This is a genomic window from Streptomyces sp. NPDC021020, from assembly GCF_044333285.1.
Taxonomy (GTDB): domain Bacteria; phylum Actinomycetota; class Actinomycetes; order Streptomycetales; family Streptomycetaceae; genus Actinacidiphila.
On the sequence record NZ_JBIRQQ010000002.1, the window covers coordinates 137,465 to 152,538 of the forward strand.

At 72.7% G+C, this 15,074-nt stretch carries 13 protein-coding genes; 4 read left to right on the forward strand and 9 right to left on the reverse strand.

Annotation, left to right across the window (positions count from 1 at the left end; all coding sequences use genetic code 11):
• Positions 1-8: 8 nt before the first annotated feature.
• Entirely contained in the window at positions 9-761 is a 753-nt protein-coding gene (locus tag ACH4SL_RS05020; protein WP_398442013.1) for a maleylpyruvate isomerase family mycothiol-dependent enzyme, read from the reverse strand.
• Between the two features lie 197 nt (positions 762-958).
• Between ACH4SL_RS05020 and ACH4SL_RS05025 the strand changes: the two genes are divergently transcribed.
• On the forward strand, positions 959-1,450 hold the full coding sequence (locus ACH4SL_RS05025; protein WP_398442014.1) for a GNAT family N-acetyltransferase: 492 nt from the start codon (positions 959-961) through the stop codon (positions 1,448-1,450).
• A 106-nt stretch (positions 1,451-1,556) separates the two neighbouring features.
• Here the strand turns inward: ACH4SL_RS05025 and ACH4SL_RS05030 are convergent, their stop codons facing one another.
• Positions 1,557-2,276 carry a dienelactone hydrolase family protein gene (locus ACH4SL_RS05030; protein WP_398442015.1) on the reverse strand — a complete coding sequence of 240 codons (720 nt, stop codon included), beginning with the start codon at positions 2,274-2,276 and terminating at the stop codon, positions 1,557-1,559.
• A 286-nt stretch (positions 2,277-2,562) separates the two neighbouring features.
• On the opposite strand from ACH4SL_RS05030, the gene ACH4SL_RS05035 reads away from it, so the two are divergent.
• Positions 2,563-3,087, forward strand: coding sequence for a hypothetical protein (locus ACH4SL_RS05035; RefSeq protein ID WP_398442016.1), 525 nt, complete (start codon positions 2,563-2,565; stop codon positions 3,085-3,087).
• Between the two features lie 9 nt (positions 3,088-3,096).
• On the opposite strand, the gene ACH4SL_RS05040 is transcribed toward ACH4SL_RS05035, so the two are convergent.
• The 5 genes from ACH4SL_RS05040 to ACH4SL_RS05060 form a co-directional block, all read right to left on the reverse strand.
• Positions 3,097-4,191 (reverse strand): ABC transporter ATP-binding protein, encoded by a 1,095-nt coding sequence (locus tag ACH4SL_RS05040; protein ID WP_398442017.1) that lies wholly within the window; start codon positions 4,189-4,191, stop codon positions 3,097-3,099.
• Positions 4,192-4,222: 31 nt separating this feature from the next.
• Complete coding sequence (locus tag ACH4SL_RS05045) at positions 4,223-5,062, reverse strand: ABC transporter permease (protein WP_398442676.1); 840 nt, start codon at positions 5,060-5,062, stop codon at positions 4,223-4,225.
• 71 nt (positions 5,063-5,133) lie between these two features.
• On the reverse strand, positions 5,134-5,964 hold the full coding sequence (gene modA / locus ACH4SL_RS05050; RefSeq protein ID WP_398442018.1) for a molybdate ABC transporter substrate-binding protein: 831 nt from the start codon (positions 5,962-5,964) through the stop codon (positions 5,134-5,136).
• Between the two features lie 263 nt (positions 5,965-6,227).
• Entirely contained in the window at positions 6,228-9,713 is a 3,486-nt protein-coding gene (locus tag ACH4SL_RS05055; RefSeq protein ID WP_398442019.1) for a discoidin domain-containing protein, read from the reverse strand.
• 207 nt (positions 9,714-9,920) lie between these two features.
• Positions 9,921-10,211, reverse strand: a complete 291-nt coding sequence (locus tag ACH4SL_RS05060) for a hypothetical protein (protein WP_398442021.1) — start codon at positions 10,209-10,211, stop codon at positions 9,921-9,923.
• A gap of 336 nt (positions 10,212-10,547) precedes the next feature.
• On the opposite strand from ACH4SL_RS05060, the gene ACH4SL_RS05065 reads away from it, so the two are divergent.
• Positions 10,548-12,113, forward strand: coding sequence for a discoidin domain-containing protein (locus ACH4SL_RS05065; protein ID WP_398442022.1), 1,566 nt, complete (start codon positions 10,548-10,550; stop codon positions 12,111-12,113).
• Positions 12,114-12,417: 304 nt separating this feature from the next.
• Positions 12,418-13,527: a ribosome small subunit-dependent GTPase A gene (gene rsgA, locus ACH4SL_RS05070; RefSeq protein WP_398442023.1), complete on the forward strand. Its 1,110-nt coding sequence runs from the start codon at positions 12,418-12,420 to the stop codon at positions 13,525-13,527.
• Positions 13,528-13,633: 106 nt separating this feature from the next.
• Here rsgA and ACH4SL_RS05075 read toward each other — a convergent pair whose 3' ends face one another.
• Together ACH4SL_RS05075 and ACH4SL_RS05080 are read right to left on the reverse strand one after the other, a co-directional pair.
• A complete protein-coding gene (locus tag ACH4SL_RS05075) occupies positions 13,634-13,765 on the reverse strand; it encodes a hypothetical protein (protein ID WP_398442024.1) in 132 nt (43 codons plus the stop codon).
• 199 nt (positions 13,766-13,964) lie between these two features.
• Positions 13,965-15,014, reverse strand: a complete 1,050-nt coding sequence (locus ACH4SL_RS05080; RefSeq protein WP_398442025.1) for a LacI family DNA-binding transcriptional regulator — start codon at positions 15,012-15,014, stop codon at positions 13,965-13,967.
• Positions 15,015-15,074 lie beyond the last annotated feature (60 nt).

The following is a 15,074-nucleotide window of genomic DNA, read 5'->3' on the forward strand; positions in this document are numbered from 1 at the left end:
CACCGGTGTCAGGTGATGGCCGAGGTCTCCCGCCACAGCGCGGCCAGGGCGGTGTCGCCGGTGATCGCTGCCACGTCGTGCGGCAGCCGGTTCCACAGCATGAGGTAGAGGTCCTGCGCCGGGCCGGTCAGCTCGCAGTCGGCCGGGGCGTCGTCCACGGAGCGTTCGGTACGCGGGGGCGCGTCGGCCGTGAGGCGGACGGTCCATGCCGCGTCGGTGTCGGTCGGCCGGACCTGCAGGACGCGCGGACGCTCCGTGCGTACCCGGCTGCGCGCGCGGGCGTGGAAGCCGGTCAGCAGCTCGTCGATGCCGTCGGCGGCGAACTCCGGCTCCAGTGGCGAGAGTTCCCCGCCGCGTGCCGACTCGGCGTCCACCCGGTGCACCGCTGTCTCGTGCGCCTGCCGCCGGGCCCAGAACGCCACCGGCGAGGGCGCGGGCGAGGGCAGGAAGACCCAGCAGTCCGTCTCCTGACCGGCCGCCCGCAGCGTACGGACCAGCTCGCCGTGCCCCTCCCGGAACCACGGCAGCAGCGCCTCGCCCACCGGCTCCGCGGGCATCGGATCCTCGGGGACGGGACCGTGCAGCCGCTCTGCCACGATGCGGGCCGCCCAGCGGTGGAAGGTGCTCGTGTGCCGGACCAGGTCGCCGGTCGTCCAGCCGGGGCAGGTCGGCACGGGTGCGTGCTCGCCCGCCTCCGCGGCGGCGTCCGCGAGGAGTTCGCCCTCCCGCTGCAGGTGGGCGACGTAGTCGATCGTGTGCATGCTGCGGATTCTGCCCTGGCAGCGGGCCCGGCGTCACGCCTGCGGCGATGCCCGGCGGCGGTACGCGCAGCCTCACGGGCGTCAACTCTCCGTTGATAATGCGGAGTTGGAGAAAAGTGCCGGAGACGCACGCGCATCCGGGATATCAGAGGGCGAGACGCCTCGGCGCGGCTGACCCGGTGCCTATAGTGCTGGCCATGCCCGAGATCCAGCTGCTCCACCTTCGTCACGCCGCCGCGCTGCTCGCCTTCGAGGTGGAGAACCGGGCCTACTTCGCCGCCTCCGTCCCCGACCGGGGGGACGACTTCTTCGCGTACTTCGGCGAGATGCTGCGGGCGCGGCTGGCGGAGCAGGAGGTCGGGGAGTGCTACTTCCATGTCGTCGTCGGGGACGGCGGCGAGGTGCTGGGGCGGGTCAACCTCGTCGATGTGGCCGACGGCGAGGCCGAGTTGGGCTACCGGATCGCGGAGCGGGCGAGCGGGCGGGGCCTGGCGACGTGGGGGGTGGGGGAGGTGTGCGGGCTCGCGGGCGGGCGGTACGGGCTGAGGTCCCTGCGGGCGGGGACCACGCTCGACAACACCGCCTCGCGGGCGGTGCTGGCGCGGACGGGGTTCGCGGTGGTCGGGGAGCGGGAGTATTCCGGGAGACCCGGGCTGGCCTACCGCCGCGGCCTGGAGGGCGGCTCATGACCTCGCGGCCCCCGGCCCCCGCGGCCTGCGGGCGCTGCCGCCGCAAGGACCCCGGTCCCGCCGCCTGACCGGGCCGGCGAGGACGCGCCGGCCCGGCGGGTGCGAGTTACTTCAAGTGGCGGGCGAAGAAGCGGTCACCGTCCTCCCGTTCGAAGGACGGGGTGCCCAGGTGGCCGCCCAGGTTGGCGTGCAGGGTCTTCTGCTTGCTGCCGAAGGCGTCGAAGAGGTCGAGGGCGCGCTGACGCGGGTTGCCCTCGTCGTCCCACTGGAGCAGGAGGAGGAGCGGGACGGTGACCTCGGGGGCCTGCTCGCGCTGGGCGCGCGGGACGTAACCCCCGGCGAAGAAGCCGGCGGCCTCGATGCGGGGGTCGGCCACCGCGAGGGCGATGCCGAGGGCGGTCCAGCCCGAGTAGCCGACGCGGCCGTTGGCCTCGGGGAGGGCGAGGAGCGCGTCGAGGGCCGTCCGCCACTCCGGGACGGCGTTCGCGACCAGCGGCGCCACGAGGGACTCGAAGATCTCGTCGACCGGCTCGCCGGCCTGCATCGCCCGGCGCAGCTCGGCGCGGGCCTGCTCGGCGGCGGCCGAACGCGGCCGCTCGCCGCAGCCGGGGGCGTCGATGGTGGCCACCGCGTAGCCGTACGCCGCGGTCATCCGGGCGCGGGCCACGAGGCGGGGCTCCCGCCTGGGCAGGCCGTTGTTGTGGGCCATCAGGATCAGCGGAGCGGGCGCGGACCCGGTCGTCCAGAGGGTGCCGGGGATCTCGCCGAGGGTGAAATCGCGTACGACGACACCGTCGTCAAGGAGCTGTTCGGAAGTGAAATGCACGGTCGTGCCTTTCGGGAGTGCGCGTGACGGCGCTCCCGGGCGACCTACCGCCCGACCGTGGCCCACGAGGGGAGCACCCATGTCGATACTGCGTTCACGGGTACCACCTCCTCGTTCTCCTGCACGGCCTCGGCGAGATTAGCAGGGGCGGCTGCCGCCCGCCAAAGGGTTTTCGCCCGGTGGGACGAGCCGACGGCCGGCGCCACCGGGCGCGGTCCGAACCGGAGTGTCGTACGTGTGTGCCAGCATCGGCGGTAGTCGGTCGTCCGGGCGAAGAGGGAATGCGATGTCCACACGAGATGAGCTTCTGCGGCTGCTGGAGCCGCCCGCCGAGAAATGGGTTCCCCCTGCCCCGGACGAGATCGTGCACGCGTACGGGACGCCGTTGCCCGCGGATTTCCTCTGGCTGATGGAGACGTACGGACCGGGGCTGATTTCGGACTACCTCGGAATCCTGGCCCCGGTCCGGGCCTCCGAGGTCGGAGAGACCTTTGGGGTCCTTTCGACCGCGGCTATTGAGCAAGAAGGCCTGGAAGGAATCGAGCCGGAGTATCTGGTGCAGGGCGGTCTGGTCCTGTGGGGCTACACGCCCGATGGCGACAACGCCTTCTGGAGTACCACCGGTGAGCCGGACGAGTGGCGCGTCGTCACCTTCCGCAGGCACCACGGTCCGCGCGAGCCTGCGGTGACCCGTTTCGACTGCGGCATCGTCGAATTCCTGGTGCGCACCTTCCAGGGGAGCCTGCCGCACAACCCCCTCAGCGGGACGGACCTCTGGGGGAACGCGTCCCCCACCTTCTGTCGGGACTGAGTGGCTGCCTCACGCGTATGCCTCCGCCTCCGGCAGTGCCGCCCACACCGGCGCGTCGGGTTCCAGGGGGAGGGACGCGAGGGAGTGGGTGGGGAGGTCGGCGGTCAGGGGAAGGGCGTCGTCGGCGGTCGTGAGGTGGACGCGGACGGCGTCGGCGTGGGATTCGAGGGTGCGTACGGTCACGGGCCACACCGCCGCACCGGACTCCGCGGCGGCGGAACGTGAGGGGTGGAGGGTCACCGCCGAGGGCGGGAGGGCCACGAAGGCGGGGCCCTCCAGTTCCGAGGCGAGGGGCAGGGTGAGGCCCGGCGCGAGGTGGATCGTGCGGCCCGCGGCGTCGCCGCGGAAGAGGTTGAGGCCGACCAGGCGGGCGACATAGTCCGTACGGGGGCGGCGGGCGACCTCCGCGGGTGTGCCCTCCTGGACGCGCCGCCCGCCCTCGATCACCAGCACCCGGTCGGCGAGCACCATCGCGTCGACCGGGTCGTGCGTGACCAGCACCGCGACCGCCTCGAACGCCGCGAGGTGGCGCCGCAGCTCGGCCCGTACGTCGAGCCGGGCGCCCGCGTCGAGGGCGGCGAGCGGCTCGTCCAGGAGCAGCAGCCGCGGGTTCGTCGCCAGCGCGCGGGCCAGCGCGACCCGCTGGGCCTGGCCGCCGGACAGCCGGCGCGGCTTCTTTCCGGCGTGGTCGGCGAGGCCCATCCGGCCCAGCAGTTCGGCGGCGAGCGCGCGGGCCGCCGCACGCGGCACGCCGTGGCAGCGCGGGCCGAAGGCGACGTTCTCCAGCGCGGTGAGGTGCGGGAAGAGCAGGTAGTCCTGGAAGATCACGCCGACCGGGCGGTCCTCGGGCGCGGCCCTGCGGCGTACCGCGGGCTCCTCCAGCGTCTCGCCGTCGAGCCGCAGACGGCCCCCGGTGAGCGGGGCGAGCCCCGCGAGGGCGCGCAGCGCGGTGGTCTTCCCGGCCCCGTTGGGCCCGAGCAGCGCCAGCACCTCGCCGGGCCGTACGGACAGCTCGACGTCGAGGGTGAAGTCCGCGCGGCCGACGACGAGGTGGGCGTCGAGGCCCTCGCCGGTCAGCAGGGCCGGGGGAGTGGCGGCCGTCATGACGCCTCCCGTCGGCGTGCGGTGCGCGCCCTCACAGCGCACCCCCCGTCCAGCGCTCCCGCAGGCCCGCCAGGACCGCGAGGGACACCGCGAGGAGCACCAGGCTCAGGGCGATCGCGGCCGCCGGGTCGTCCTGGAGGGCGAGGTAGACGGACAGCGGCATCGTCTGGGTGCGGCCGGGGAAGCTGCCCGCGAAGGTGATGGTCGCGCCGAATTCGCCGAGCGCCCGCGCCCACGCCAGGACCGCGCCCGCGGCGACGCCCGGCGCGATCAGCGGGAGCGTCACCCGGCGGAAGGCGGTCAGCCGGGAGGCGCCGAGCGTGGCCGCGGCCTCCTCGTAGCGGACGTCCGCGGCGCGCAGCGTGCCCTCGACGGTGATCACGAGGAAGGGCATCGCCACGAACGTCTCGGCCACGACGACGCCGGACGTGGTGAAGGGCAGCGTGACCCCGAACCACGAGTCCAGCCAGCGGCCGACCACCCCGTTGCGGCCCAGGGCCAGCAGCAGCGCCACGCCGCCGACCACCGGCGGCAGCACCAGCGGCAGTGTCACCAGCGCGCGCACCAGCCGCCGGCCGGGGAAGGACGTGCGGGCCAGCAGCCAGGCGAGCGGCACACCGAAGACCAGGGACACGGCGGTGGCCAGCGTCGCCGTCTGGAGCGAGAGCCGCAGCGCCTGCCAGACGGCCGCGCTGGTGAGCTGGTCCGGCATGCTCCGCCACGGCGCCCTGATCAGCAGCGCGGCGAGCGGCAGCAGCAGGAACGCGAGCGCGAGGACGGCGGGCACCGCCAGTGCCACGGGCGCGCGCCCGGCCCGGAACCGCCTGCGCCGGGCGGCCTCCCGCTTGCCGGGGCCGCCCCCGTACGGCAGCCCCGGCGCCTCCGGCAAGGCGGCCCCGGGGCCGGGCTCGGGCCCGGCCCCGCCGCCGGCGGAGAAGACGCTCACGGGTTCAGGAAGCCCGCCTCGGCCAGGACCTTCTGGCCCTCCGCGGACTTCACCAGCGCGATGAAGGCCTGCGCGCCCGCCGAGTTGGGCGCGTGCGCCAGTTCCACGATCGGGTAGTCGTTGATCGCGCCCGCCGACTCCGGGAACTGCACGCCGTCCACCTTGCCGCCCGCTGCCTTGACGTCGGTCTGGTAGACCACCGACGCGTCGACCTCCTTCAGCTCCACCTTCGTGAGCGCGGACTTCACGTCCTGCTCGTAGGACACCGGGGTGAGCTTCAGGCTGCTCGCGGTGAGTGCCTTCTGCACGGCGGAGCCGCACGGCACGGTCTTGGCGCACAGCGCGACCTTGAGGCCGGACTTCGTGAGGTCCTTGAGCGTGGCGATGTGCTGAGGGTTGCCCGGCAGCGTGGCGATCTCCAGCTGGTTGCGCACGAAGGTGGACGGGTCGCCCTTGCCGTCGCCCGCGTCCGTGACCGTCTTCATGGTCGTCGGGCTCGCGGCGGCGAAGACGTCGGCGGGGGCGCCGGAGGTGATCGAGGCGGCGAGGGTGTCGCTGCCGCCGAAGTTGAAGGTCACCTTCGTGCCCGGGTACGCGGCCTCGAACTGCTTGCCCAGCTCGGTGAAGGTCTCCTTGAGCGAGGCCGCGGCGAAGACCGTGACCGTACCGCTGACCTTCGGGGACGCGCTCGCCGTCGACGAGGGAGCCGGGGAGTCCGACGCGTCGGAGGAGGAGTCCGAGGAGGAGCAGGCGGTGAGCGCCAGCAGCAGCGCGGCGCCGCCCACGGCGAGGGGCAGCGTACGGCGTCGTGCGGAACGGAATGTCACAGGATGTCGTCCTCTCTGCCGCACGCGGGGTGCGGACACGGGGACGATCATAAGTCCGCAGTTGCGAGGCAGAAGCGGCTGTCCGTATTGCAGATTCCAAACGATCTGCTCACCGCCCCTCGCGCCTGCGGTGAGGACGCCGGTGGGGGGCCGGCAACGGAACCGGCCGCGCCACCGGGACGGGACGACCCGGGGACGCGGCCGGCGGTCAGGACCGGGCCGGGGCCCGGAGCCGGCTCACGTCCGGCTCCGGGCCCGTTCGGTCAGCCTGTCGCCCAGCTCGTCAGCCCGGCGCCGTACTGGTAGAGCGGGTTGCCGTACGTCGGCGGCACGGTCTGGCCCGCGGCGATCTTCGCTCGGATGTCCGCCCGCTCGGCGTCGGTCGCGCCGAGGTCGTACGGCAGGTCCCACGCCTCGTTGGCGTCGGCCTGCACGTCGCCGCCGCCCGGCTTGAGGATCTGGTCCAGGCTGCGCGGCAGCTGCCAGGGCAGGTGGCCGTGCGGGGTGTAGTCGCCGAAGAGCAGGCTCGCCGTCGCGGGCCCGACCTCCTCGCCGCCGCGATAGGTGATCACGATGGCGTCGGCCAGGTTGTTCCAGTCGCTGATCACGATGGGCCGCGGCAGCGTCAGCACGACGACCACCTTGAGCCCCTGGTTCTTGTAGTTCTGGATCAGCGCCAGCTGGTCGGCCGGCAGGTACGGCTGGGTGTCCGGCCAGGCCGTGGCGTGGGTGTACGACGGTTCGCCGACGTACACCACCGCGACCTTCGGATTGGTCGCCGTGCCCTGGGAGACGTTCACCCCGTTCTGCCCGGCTCTCGCCTTCAGGGCGTCGAGCTGGTCCAGCGATCCGTAGTCGGGGTGGAAGTAGCTGGACCAGATGCAGCACGCCGCGCCGTCGGTCGCCCGGTCGCCGGCCACCACGATGTTGTCGCCCGAGTTGAGCTTGAGCGGCAGCACACCGTCGTTCTTGAGCACGGTGTTGGACTCGCGGGAGGCCTGGTTGGCCAGCTGCGTGTACGACGGCTGGTGGAAGCGGAACGGGCCGTTGACCGGGTCGCCGTACGGGTGCTCGAAGATGCCCAGCTCGAACTTGAGCGTGAGGATCCGCTTGACCGCGTCGTCGATCCGGGACTGCGGCACGTTCTGCTCGAAGGACCCCATGGTGAAGCCCTCGGCGCCGGGGTCGGCGCCGCCCATGACGTCGGAACCGGCGTTCGCCGCGTTGACCCACGCACCCGACGGCAGCCAGTCCGTGGTGATCAGACCGGTGTAGCCCATGTTCTGCCGCAGGTAGGTGAGGATCTTCGCGCTGTCGCCCGCGCCCGGACCGCCCGGGTCGAGGTACGAGCTGCCCGCGTAGCCCGGCATGATGTTGACCGCGCCGGCCTCCATCGCCGCCCGGAACGGGATCATGTGGTACTTGATCGTCGTCGCGTCGTAGACGATGCCCGCCTCGCCGCCCGCGCCCTCGCCCGGCCAGTGCTTGACCGTGGCCAGCACCGAGGACGGGTTGAGCTCGGGACCGCCCTGGAGCCCCGCGACCAGCGCCTTGAGCTGCGCGGCCGCGACGTCGGCGTTCTCGCCGCCGCCCTCCTGGATGCGCGGGTAGAGCACCTTGGTGCCGACCTCGGCGAGCGGCGACAGGGTGCCGCGCGCACCGACCTCCAGCTCCTCCTTGCGCTGCATGTCGCCGAGCTTGTAGTCGAGCGGGTAGTCCTTGCCCGCCGACAGCGTGCTCTGCAGCGGGTAGGTGGTCTGGTAGCCCGCGGTCGTGTCACCGGCGGAGACCGGCGGGATGCCGAGCCGGGTCGCGGCCGTGGACTTCAGCACGGTGTCCAGGTCCCCCGGCTGCGCCGGCCCGAAGTGCCAGCCGGACATCGGGTAGCTCTGGACGTTGTAGAACATCTGGTAGGCCTTCTCCTCCAGCGTCATGCGGCTGAGAAGGTCGTTGACCCGCACGTCGACCGGCTGCCGCCAGTCCTCGTACGGCTCGATCTGCCCGTCCTTGTTGAGGTCGCGGGCGCCGTTGATCAGGTTGACGCCGTCCGAGACCTGCTCGACGTCCGGCAGGTAGACGCTGAACTGCCGGATGTTGGACGTGGTCTTGGTGCCCGAGCCGGTCACGGCCACCACGTACCACTTGTACGTCCAGCGGTCGGTGATGTCCCAACTCGGGGTGTACGTCGTGCCGGTGGGCTCGGCCACCTTGGTGTAGAGGTCCAGCAGGTTGCCGGACGCCGTCCAGTCGTAGTCGGTGCGGCTGATGTTGAGCCACACCTCGTAGTGGGCGGCGCCGGAGACCGCGTTCCAACTCAGCTGCGGGCGGCGGGTGGTGGTGACCATCGCCTTGTCCGCGGGGGCGGACAGCTGGAACTGGCCCGTGGTGGCCGGGGCCTTGGTCGGGCCGGACAGCAGCGGCGGGGTCGCGGTGGAGGTGTCGACCGTGCCGTAGACCTGGAACTCCCACAGGGAGTAGCCGTATCCGGTGGCGCGGGCGGTGCCGGTGAAGCGCACGTAGCGGCCCTTGCCGGTCAGGGGCAGCTTCTCCACGCCGCCCTTGCCGGTGGTGGTCGCGTAGACCTGCGTCCACGAGGTGCCGTTGTCCGAGACCTCGATGCGGTAGCCGGTGGCGTACGCGGACTCCCAGTTGAGCACGAGGCCGCTGATGGTGCCCGTACCGCCCAGGTCGACCTGGAGCCACTGGTTGTCGGTGGCCAGGCTGGACCAGCGGGTGGTCGTCCGGCCGTCGAGGGCGGCGGCCGGGGCGTTGCCGCCCTCGTAGGAGGACGCCGTGACCTGCTTGAAGGCGGAGATCACGGTGCCGGAGAAGTCACCGCCGCCGGGGTCGGTGGGGGGAGGCGTGGTGGTGCCGCCGCCGGAGGTGGTGTGGACCTGGAACTCCCAGAGGGAGTAGCCGTATCCGTTCGCCCGCACGGTGCCGTACATCCGCACGTAGCGGCCGGTGCCCGAGACGTCGAGGGTCTGGACGCCGCCGGGGCCGGTGGTCGTCGAGTAGATGTCGGTCCAGGTCTGCGCGTTGTCCGAGACCTGGATCTTGAAGGAAGTGCCGTACGCGGCCTCCCAGTTGAGCACCACCTGGCACACCGTCTGCGACGAGCCGAGGTCGACCTGGAGCCACTGCGGGTCGCTCGCGGCGGAGGACCAGCGGGTGCCGGTGTCGCCGTCGACGGCCGCCGAGGCGGGGGTGCCGGCGTTCTCAGTGGAGGAGGCCGTCGCGGTCTTGCCCTGCGCCGCGTTGGCGGTGCCGCACGCGCCGGGGTTGGTGCCGCCGCCGGTGCTGCCGTAGACCTGGAACTCCCACAGGGAGTAGCCGTATCCGGTGGCGCGGGCGGTCCCGTACATCCGGACGTAGCGTCCGGAAGCGTTTACGGGGATCGACTGCTGGCCGCCGGTCGCGGTCGTGGTGGAGTAGGCGTCGGTCCACGTCTGGCCGTTGTCGGAGACCTGGATCTTGAACGCCGTGGCGTAGGCCGTCTCCCAGTTGAGCGAGACGGAGCTGAGGGTGTCGGTGGCGCCCAGGTCGACCTGGAGCCACTGCGGGTCACTGGCCGCGGAGGACCAGCGGGTGCCGGTGTTGCCGTCGACGGCCGCGGAGGCGGGGGTGCCGGCGTTCTCGGTGGAGGAGGCCGTCGCGGTCTTGCCCTGCGACAGCAGTGTGGGGGCGGCGTGCGCGGTGCCGGCCGTGGCGGTGATCGCCCCGGCCACGGCGACCACGGCGGCCACCATCGCGGTCAGTAAAGGTCTCTTGCGCCGGACGCCCCGCCGGAAGGGGGACAGGAGGCTCATATGCATCTCCATGGGGGGTTGGGCCTCGTACGAAGCTTGGAGAGCGCTCTCCCGGGGGAGTTTCACGGAGCTGTGAAGCGGTGTCAATGCCTGTGCACAGGAAGTGCGGTGCGGCCGAGGCGGCCGCGGTCGCGATGTGCCGCCGGGTCAGGACCCGCAGCGCCCTCCGTCATTCGTCGGCATCGGCATCGGGATCGCGCTGCGCATCCGCTCCTCCGTCCAGTAGGACGCGGCGGCGGTCGGGTCCTGCGTGCTGCGGTGGCTCGTCGCGAGCCCCGCCGAAGCGGTGTCGCGCGCGGCGGGGCAGCCGTCGCCCGCCCCCGATTCCCCGCACCCGCCGGCCAGCAGCGCGACGGCCGCCACGGCGGGCAGCGCGGCGGCCACGGACGTACGCACCCGGCGGGGCGGGCGGGCGTGCGAGGTCTTCGCGTGGGCCATGGCTCCAGGGTAGGGACGGGGCCGGGGGCGGGCCAGGGGGTTGCGCGTACCGGCGGGGAAGGGCCGGTGCGCACAGCGCCCGGTGGCGGTGTCGTCGAGGGCGGAGGGCGTGGCGCCGCCGTGGGTGGCGACCGCGATGCCCACGGCGGCGCGTTCACGGACGAGAACGCCCTGTGGTGAGGGCGTGCTGACGTCAACCGGGCCTCTCCTGTGCCGACTTCACAGGTCGCGGCGATTTCTGCGCGATGGCTTGACGCTCCGTGGGGGTGGACCTAGCTTCTGGGGTCACATGGATGTCCATGGATGTATCTCTCGTTCATCTATATGAACTCACGAGTGAGGACTGAGATGACCCCCACCACCTCAAGGCCGGAGCGCACCGCCGCCCGGCACCGTACGTCCCGACGCCGCGGATACGCGGCGGGCGCCGCGGCCGCAGTCGGCGCCCTCCTCGCCGCGGGCCTGGCGGGCCTGGCCATGGCTGGGACCTCCGCGGCCGCCACCATCAGCGGCGACCTGGCCTGCGGCAAGGCGGCGAGCGCGACCAGCACGGCCGCGGGCAGTCCGGCCGCCGCCGTGGACTGCGACACCTCGACCTCCTGGCAGAGCGCCACCGGCACCCCGCAGGAGCTGATGGTCGACCTCGGCGCCACCACCGCCGTCGACCACGTCAGCGTGGTGTGGGGGAGCGGCTACGCGACCTCCTTCAAGGTGCGCACCTCGCCCAACGGCACGTCCTGGCACACCCAGACGCAGGTCACCGACGGCACCGGCGGCACGACCACCGTCGCCCTGCCCGCCGGTGTCAGCACCCGCTGGATCGAGCTGTACGACCAGCACTACGTCTCCGGCGCGACCGGCTTCACCGTCGACGAGTTCGAGGTCTACGGCACCCCCGGGACCGGAACGACCCCGCCGACGACACCTCCCACCACGCCGCCGACGACCCCGCCGACCACGCCCCCCACCACCCCGCCGACCACGCCGCCCACCTCGGGCTCGGGCCGGACCGTGAACGTCGCCACCGCCGCCCAGCTCACCTCGGCGCTCGCCGACGCGCAGCCCGGCGACACCATCGCCCTCGCGGACGGTTCGTACGCGGGCCAGTTCACCGCCGCCGTCCCGGCGACGGCGTCCAGGCCCATCGTGATCACCGGCAGCGCGAAGGCAGTGCTCTCCTCCAACGGCGGCAACGGCTACGGGCTGTGGCTCGACAACGCGCCCTACTGGCAGGTCCGCGGCATCCGGGTGACCGACAGCAACAAGGGCATCGTCATGGACGCCTCCCCGCACGTCACGCTCGACGGCGTCACCGTCGACACCATCGGCTACGAAGGGGTGCACTTCCGCTCGGGCAGCGACCACGGCCTGATCCAGAACTCCACCGTGCACGACACCGGCACCACCCACCCGAACTACGGCGAGGGCGTCTACATCGGCTCCGCGAACAGCAACTGGGACCAGTACGCGGGCCCCACGGGCGTGGACGCCTCCGACTACGTGCAGGTGCTGGACAACACGATCGGCCCCAACGTCGCCGCCGAGGGCATCGACATCAAGGAGGGCACCCACGACGGTGTCGTCCGCGGCAACACCCTCAAGGGCGCGGGCGAGCAGAACCAGAACTCCGGTGACTCCACGATCGACGTCAAGGGCGACAACTACGTCATCGACCACAACACCGTCTCCGACCCTTACACCGACGGCTTCCAGGTCCACAACGTCTACGACCCGTACGGCTGCGGGAACACCTTCACCGCCAACACCTTCACCCTCGGCTCCGCCCCCGGTTACGCGATCAACGTCACCGACAACAGCAGCTGCGCCACGAAGAACGTCGTCTTCTCCTCCAACACCTCCAGCGGCGGCAAGGGCCTGACCAACATCGCGGTCACCCCCTGATTCCGCAGGTCGGGCCGCCGCTCCCCTCCCGGGCGCGGCGGCCCGACCCGCGGCCGGCAAATCCGGTGGCGCGCGGCCGAGCGGCGCGCTACCGTCACACGTGTTCGTACGGGACCGGTCGCGGCTCCCGTGCCGGCCGTTCGAGCGAGCGAGGAGGTGTGGACCGATGGCTGTCATTGCGCTGGGCGCTGCCCCAATTCAGCAGATCGTGCCATGCACTCCCGTGGTCTCCGGCTGACCTTCCTTCCTCTTCGCGCGCGCTCGGCGCGCCGCTGCCGGGGCCACCCTTTCGAAGGGTTCCCCCTTGACTTTCGCTTTTCGTGACGCCTCCTCGCACGCCCTCACGCCCTACGGCTGGGACGACGTGTGGGAGGCGGAGTTCGCCCCGTACGCCGCGCAGGGGCTGGTGCCCGGGCGGGTGGTGCGGGTGGACCGCGACCAGTGCGACCTGGCCACCCCCGCGGGACCGGTCCGGGCCGACACCGCGCTGGTGATGCCGCCCGACCCGATGAAGGTGGTGTGCACGGGTGACTGGGCCGCCGTCGACGCCGCGGGCGACCCGCTGTTCGTCCGGGCGCTGCTGCCGCGGCGCACCGCGTTCGTCCGCTCCACCTCCTCCAAGCGCTCGGAGGGGCAGGTGCTGGCGGCCAACACCGACTACGCGGTGGTGTGCGTCTCGCTCGCCGCCGACCTCGACCTCGGGCGGCTGGAGCGCTTCGTGTCGCTGGCCTGGGAGAGCGGTGCCCGGCCGGTCGTGGTGCTCACCAAGGCCGACACCGTCGCCGACACCGCTTTCCTGCGGGCCGACGCCGAGGCCGCCGCGCCCGGCGTGGACGTGCTGGTGGTCAGTTCCGCCACCGGCGAGGGGCTCGACGCGCTCACCGCGGTGATCGGTGACGGCACCTCCGTGCTGCTCGGGCAGTCCGGCGCTGGCAAGTCCACGCTGACCAACGCGCTGGTCGGCCACGACGTCCAGGAGGTGCAGGCCACCCGGGACGCCGACGGCAAGGGCCGGCACACCACGACCACCCGCGACCTGCGGGTGCTGCCCGGCGGCGGCTCCGTCGTCGACACCCCGGGGCTGCGCGGCGTCGGCCTGTGGGACGCGCAGCAGGGCGTCGGGCAGGTCTTCGCCGAGATCGAGGAGATGGCCGCGGAGTGCCGTTTCCAGGACTGCGCGCACGAGACGGAGCCGGGCTGCGCCGTCCGGGCCGCACTCGACGACGGCCGCCTCACCCACCGGCGCCTCGACAGCTACCGCAAGCTGCTGCGCGAGAACGCCTGGATCGCCTCGCGCACCGACCAGCGGCTGCGCGCGGAGATGCGGCGCGAGTGGAAGATGCGCTCGGCGGCGGGGCGTGAGATGTACGAGCGCAAGCGCGGCGGAGGCGGTGGCCACCGCCGCACGGTCTGAGGCCCGGGGGAACGGGGGCCCGTTGCCACGGAGCCCCCGGATCCCTGAACTCACCTGCGGACGCGGCCACTTGGCAGGAACCGGCCCCGTCCGGGGGAGCTCCGTCTCACCCCGTGCCGCCGTCCCGTTCCTGGCGGCGTCGCGGGGTGATCGGGCTGCCCGCGCTCCAGAACGAGCCGATGACGACGGCCACCACGAGCGCGACTATCACGACTCCGAGAATCACGGAGTAGGCCATGGCAGTCCTCCTCGTCCTCCGGAGCGGCCTTCACCGCTCCCTCACGTTTCGCTGCCCGACCGTGACCTTCCCGTTGCCCGGCGTTCCCAACCCACGTCGCCCGCAACCGCTTTCACCGGCCCGTACCCGAACGGGGCGGCCCCGTACAAACGGTGACGAGCCGTCGGTCCACGCCCTACCCCCGGTCCGCGGCGACCCGTCAGGCGGAAGCGCGCACCACCAGCTGGGTGGGGGTGACGATCGGCGCGAGCGCGACCGGGGCGACCCCGTCGCCGGACGGCGACTCCAGGGCGCGCAGCAGCAGCCGCGCCATCATCCGGCCCATCTCCTCGATGTCCTGCCGGATGGTGGTGAGCGGCGGATCGGTCCACTCCGCCACCGAGACGATGTCGTCGAAGCCGACGACCGCCACGTCCTCCGGCACCCGCAGCCCGCGCCGCCGCAGCACCCGCAGCGCGCCGGACGCCATGACGTCGGAGGCGGCGAAGACGGCGTCCAGGTCGGGAGCGGTCCGCAGCAGCTGCTCCATCGCGAGGGCGCCGCCCTCGGGCGTGAAGTCGCCCTCGGCGATCAGCGCGGGTTCGGTGGTGGGCAGCACGTCGCGGAAGCCGTCGAGGCGGTCGATGGAGGCGGTCTGGTCCAGCGGACCGGCGATGTGCGCGATACGGCGGCGGCCCAGGCCCAGCAGATGGCGGACAGCGTCGCGCGCGCCGCCGCGGTTGTCGCAGTCGACGTACAGCGTCGTCGGCCCGGACACGGCGTCCGGCCAGCCGGGCCGGCCGCCTATCACGGTCGCCACGCCCGCCCGGCGCGCCATCTCCGGCAGCGAGTTGTCGTCGTGCAGCGAGAAGATGAGCGCGCCGTCCACGTGGCCGCCGGCCAGGTAGCGGCCCACCCGCTCGTAGTCGGCGGTGCCTTCGGTGAGCAGCAGCACCAACTGGTTGTCGTGGACGGTCAGTTCCTTGCTGATGCCGCGCACCTGCTGGGCGAAGAAGGGGTCGGCGAAGAAGCGCGTCTCCGGCTCGGCCACGACGACGGCGACCGCGCCGTTGCGCCGGGTCACCAGCGTGCGGGCGGCCTGGTTGGGCACGTACCCCAGCTCGTCGACGGCCGCGCGCACCCGCTCGGCCAGCGGCGCCCGCACGCCCTCGCTGCCGTTGACCACCCGCGAGACCGTCGCCCGCGAGACCCCGGCCCGGGCCGCGACTTCCTCAAGAGTCGGGCGGGCCGCGAACGTCGGGTCGGACACGAGGAGGGCTCCTTCGCACGCGGATAACAGAAAATCCCGGGATCGGTACGGACACCGACA